The following is a 4,603-nucleotide window of genomic DNA, read 5'->3' as shown; positions in this document are numbered from 1 at the left end:
AGAAAAGTTCCGCGCTCAAGCCGCATAAATAATTTTTCTATTTAAACTGTATACTTGACAGGCAATAGTGCCTATTTAAAGTGTCAACCCTAAGGGGTATTGTACGAATCATTTAAGCCAACGTATTTGATTTTAGGTCCACCTGGAAAACTTGGTACCATGCTGTATTCTTCAGGATTGTTAACCATCACCACAAGACCGTCATTGGTAAGTGAAGTCATACTGATGCTCCGCGTACATTTCAAACATGATTTCCAGATAGTATGCCAGCTCAGTAATTAGCAGGTTCTTTTTGATCTTAAATCGCCGCCAGGTTGCCGGTGATCGAAAATCTTTCAGTACAGCCTTGATTATATAGGTTGGAATTGGCTTTGCCATATCAGTTTCCTCCAAATATTTGCCTTTGCAGCCATGCATCTTCTAAAGCTTTTGAACTGAGTATATCATAAGGCCCTGCCTGCTGAAATCATAATCCATAGCAATGAAAGCGCTCTATCTAGTTGTCAATGATGGTCCAACGCGCTAAAATTAATACATGAATACATATCTTTCTAGCAGATTTTACACACTAAAGGGCTAGGTGCTTGGTTGCGCCTAACCCTTTTCTTATTAAATTCAAAATGGTTATTAATTTGCCGGCACGTATGTATGCGCTTTCTGCAAAGACTAATAAGTAACCTTCTATTTGCGAGTCATCTCGTGTATAGAAGGTTGTTTTCAACTATTAATGATTGTCTTGAATCTGGCTCATAAATTCCTGTAAAGCAGTTTGCCACGTTGGGATGGTAAATCCAGTAGCTTCCGCTTTTTTCAAACTCATAATGGAATGACGTGGCCGATATGCCTTTTGCGGATATTCCTCAGAGGTGACTGGAGCAACCTCTACATCCTTATCCTTTAAGATTTCACAGGCAAATTCATACCAAGAGCAGCTGTCTTCATTCGACAATTGATAAACGCCATATTCACAATGATGATCAACCAGATATGTCATAAATTCTGCCAATGTCCGAGTCCAGGTTGGGCGGCCAACTTGATCATCAACCACTGTTAGACGATCATGATCCTTAGCCAGACGCAGCATCGTGTAGACAAAGTTCTTGCCATATTCGCCAAAGACCCATGAAGTCCGAATGATGTAATAGTCAGTCATGGCAGCTTGAATAGCCTTTTCTCCAGCCAGCTTGGCTTTGCCATACTCATTTTTAGGATTAGTAGGATCGTCAACTTCATATTCGCCCGTCTTAGTACCATCAAATACATAATCCGTGCTAAGGTAAACCAGCTTGGCACCAACTTTAGCCGCTACTTCAGCCAGATTGCGAGTACCATCTTCATTTACCCGCCAGTTGATTTTCTTACCTTCGTCTTCAGCTTTATCGACTGCCGTATAAGCCGCACAATGATAGATTACTGCTGGCTTAAGAGCCGTTACCTGTTCTTCAACTGCTTGACGGTCCGTAATGTCCATATCCTTGGCATCACGTGCATCATAGGCAATTCCGCGTTCGTCCAATAAATGGCGCAATTCAGTCCCTAATTGACCATTCGCGCCAGTAATTAAAATTTTTGACATTTTTATCTCCATTTACTTCATTATTCTTGATGGTATAAAGATTAAACTAGAAAACATTATTTAAATTCTATTTAAGGCTATTATTCTAAGCAAAATTTGATTTTTAGTAAAATATAAAATCCCAAAATATGTAACAATTGAAAAAATAACATCAAAAATAACTTTTGCAATGTTATAACTAAAAAGTATATTTCCTACAAGACAAATCGTAACAATAATTACGGAACCTATTAAATACGTTAAAAACTCTTTCAAAAATTTACTATCATATACTCCCTTCAGCATATCTTTGCTATAAAAGATAATTATAATAAACATTACAAATTCAGCCAAACAGGTAGTTAATGCTGCACCATTCTCCGAAATAAGTGGTATAAGTATAAAATTTAAACCAATATTAAAAAATGCACTTACTACTGCAGCAATTAAAAAAAATCTCTCTCGTTTAGCTGGTAATAAAATACAGTAGGCGAAAATCCAACTAAACACTGAAAATACTAATGCAAAACATAATATTCTAAGTGAACTAACTCCCCTTAAATATCCTTTACCAGAAATAAGAATTATTATTTGTGGTGCTAACATATATAAACCCGTTGCACTTGGAAAAGTAACCAATGCTAAAGCACTGGTTACTTGCCTAAGTAATCCTCTAAATTTTTTATATTCACCTTTGCCTAATAGCATCGAGAGTCTAGGAACGACGACAACAACCATTGCTTGAACTAGAGATTTAACAATACCATATATTTTTGAAGAAACACTATAAATTCCAACTATATAATCATTTTTTAAAATTCCTAATATGGTAATATCAGAATTCAAATAAATTTGAGTTGCTATTCCTGTAGCAAAAATCACTAAAATAGGTTTAAGATGTTTTTTCCAATTAATTTTAAAAACTATTTTTATATCACAAAACTTTTTAGAGTGTAAGTAATTTAATACATTTGAACCGACCGAAGAAAAAACAATAACCCCTACATAATTCAAATAGTCTGTACTTTTTCGTACAAGCAAAAATAATAAAATAATTGAAATTATTTTAAAAATGATACTGCGAATAGTTATGTATGCATATTCTTCAAAAATTGTATATACCCATTCTACTCCAATAGTTGTAAAAAATATTTGTAACCCAAAGATTAAAATAGCTATTTTATATGGTTGAAGATTTTTAAATATAATTAGAGACAAAAGTAATAATATGTACGAAAGTATAGTAGAGATTAAATTAATAGTAAAAACCTGACTAGCAAAATCACTAATCTTTTTCCTATCATCCCGTAATTTTGCTCCCTCCCTAACAGAATAGTTAGAAATGCCTAATGCAGCAATTAATAAAAAATATGAAATAATAGAATTAGCAAAATTGTATTTTCCGATACCCTCAGCCTGCAAGACTCTAGAAACATATGGAAAAGTTATCAATGGAAAAAAAACATTTAAAATATTTCTAAATCCATTTAAAGCAGCATTTAGCCCTAGCGATTTTTTTTTCATTTTTACCTCTAAGAATAAAATCATTTATTTTTTATATTTTGTTTTATTCTATGCATTTTTTGTTCTAATGGTTCCGGAATAATAGACTTGATAATTTTTTTCTTTTCAAGAATATTAATAACCAACACTTTTACTAAAGCATTCTCTCCCATCTTTTCACATAAGCAACAAGCCCTATGTTGTCCGTCTATCAAAATGTTTTTGTTATCTAAAATAATTAGATGACGCTCATTATATCCATTTTTATCGATAGATTCTTTTAAATGTTGAAAACGATCAGTACTCATTAAAGGCAAACCATGCTCTTTATGATACTCACAGTACTTCTGATACGCCTCTAAATCACCATATTTTAAATATTGATATGGGGCATTCTGTAAAAAGGGTAATATAGTTCCTTCATCATTAATATATTTAATATCTTTAAATGCAACGTTTTTATATTTCCAAGTAAGTAATCTATTATCTAATAACCAATAGAAAAACTCTGGGTCAAAATCAACATTTTCATTAAATAATCTATTTGAAGAAAAGTGGTATAAAACGTTTCCTGGAATAGCTAGAAATTTATGTCTTAAATTTCTTATTTTTACTCCTACTAATTTTTTACCCCATTTACTCTCTACTTGAGCACAAATATATCTTTCAAAAAAATGTGCAAAAGACATTCCTCTAGATGCAGGAATAGTTTTAAAGTCATTATCTATCCAAGGATAGGATTGTATATTACTTAAACACTCAGATTTAATTGCGAAGCATGTTCCTGCCACAAATTTATAATTACTACTAATTTTTAGATTAGTTTTTTTAGCAATTCTCTGCACTAATTCAATCTTATGCAGAGGATCATTAACAATGAGATTATCAGCAGCAACTAATCCTACTTCTTTGTCATTATAAAGTAAGTCTATATTTCTATGTACTACTTTGGCAGATAAAACTCCTTCGAATAAATCCAAAAACCAATCTCTACGCATAAAGAGTTGATCATATATATATATCCAAGAGCGCTTTGTACTTTTTGATTGTAGTTTGAATACAATATCATAATCACTAAGATCTACGTTTTTTAATGCAATTAAAAATGGCCGTAAATCAAATCCTTTATTTTCACAACCTATAAATTTAGTATTATACTTAAAATTTTTAATTTCGTTAATAACATTTTGAGAAATTTTACTCTTGGTGTAAGTAACTGTTAAATCATACTCATAACAAGAAAGATTTTCCAAATATTCCTTTATCTCTTTCCAACTTTTAGGATAGAAAAGATGGAGAATCACTAAGATTTTTACGTTTTTATTTTTCTTTATTAAATTTTTATTTTTCTTTTCTTCTCTATTCCTTTCCAATTTTCTAAAAAGATGATATGATCGATAAACTTGTTTGGTCTTCAAAATATATCTCCTTTTCCTTTTTATTAAATTTCAATGCTATATTATTTAATATAAGGCAGATTGCAAGAAATAACTTGAACAAATCTATTGGCGCAGATTAAGCAAAAAGATCTCAATTGGTGAATGC

Annotated in this window: 4 protein-coding genes; all 4 read right to left on the bottom strand. The window is 31.7% G+C overall.

Annotated features, from left to right (window positions below; translation table 11 throughout):
- Positions 1 to 201: 201 nt before the first annotated feature.
- Positions 202 to 378, bottom strand: coding sequence for an IS1096 element passenger TnpR family protein (locus tag QOS03_RS08920; RefSeq protein WP_283576164.1), 177 nt, complete (start codon positions 376 to 378; stop codon positions 202 to 204).
- A gap of 346 nt (positions 379 to 724) precedes the next feature.
- Positions 725 to 1,576 (bottom strand): dTDP-4-dehydrorhamnose reductase, encoded by an 852-nt coding sequence (gene rfbD / locus QOS03_RS08915; RefSeq protein WP_283576163.1) that lies wholly within the window; start codon positions 1,574 to 1,576, stop codon positions 725 to 727.
- Positions 1,577 to 1,636: 60 nt separating this feature from the next.
- A complete protein-coding gene (locus tag QOS03_RS08910) occupies positions 1,637 to 3,079 on the bottom strand; it encodes a flippase (protein WP_283576162.1) in 1,443 nt (480 codons plus the stop codon).
- A 20-nt stretch (positions 3,080 to 3,099) separates the two neighbouring features.
- Positions 3,100 to 4,476, bottom strand: a complete 1,377-nt coding sequence (locus tag QOS03_RS08905; RefSeq protein ID WP_283576161.1) for a rhamnan synthesis F family protein — start codon at positions 4,474 to 4,476, stop codon at positions 3,100 to 3,102.
- Positions 4,477 to 4,603: the final 127 nt, after the last annotated feature.

This window comes from Limosilactobacillus pulli, assembly GCF_947381555.1.
Lineage (GTDB): Bacteria > Bacillota > Bacilli > Lactobacillales > Lactobacillaceae > Limosilactobacillus > Limosilactobacillus pulli.
The sequence above is the reverse complement of the archived record's forward strand: the minus strand, read 5'-3'. Positions and strand labels throughout refer to the sequence as shown.

Excerpts from the sequence above, each read along its gene's own strand:
- rfbD (WP_283576163.1), bottom strand. The coding sequence starts at position 1,576 with ATGTCAAAAATTTTAATTACTGGCGCGAATGGTCAATTAGGGACTGAA.
- QOS03_RS08910 (WP_283576162.1), bottom strand. The coding sequence starts at position 3,079 with ATGAAAAAAAAATCGCTAGGGCTAAATGCTGCTTTAAATGGATTTAGA.
- QOS03_RS08920 (WP_283576164.1), bottom strand. The coding sequence starts at position 378 with ATGGCAAAGCCAATTCCAACCTATATAATCAAGGCTGTACTGAAAGAT.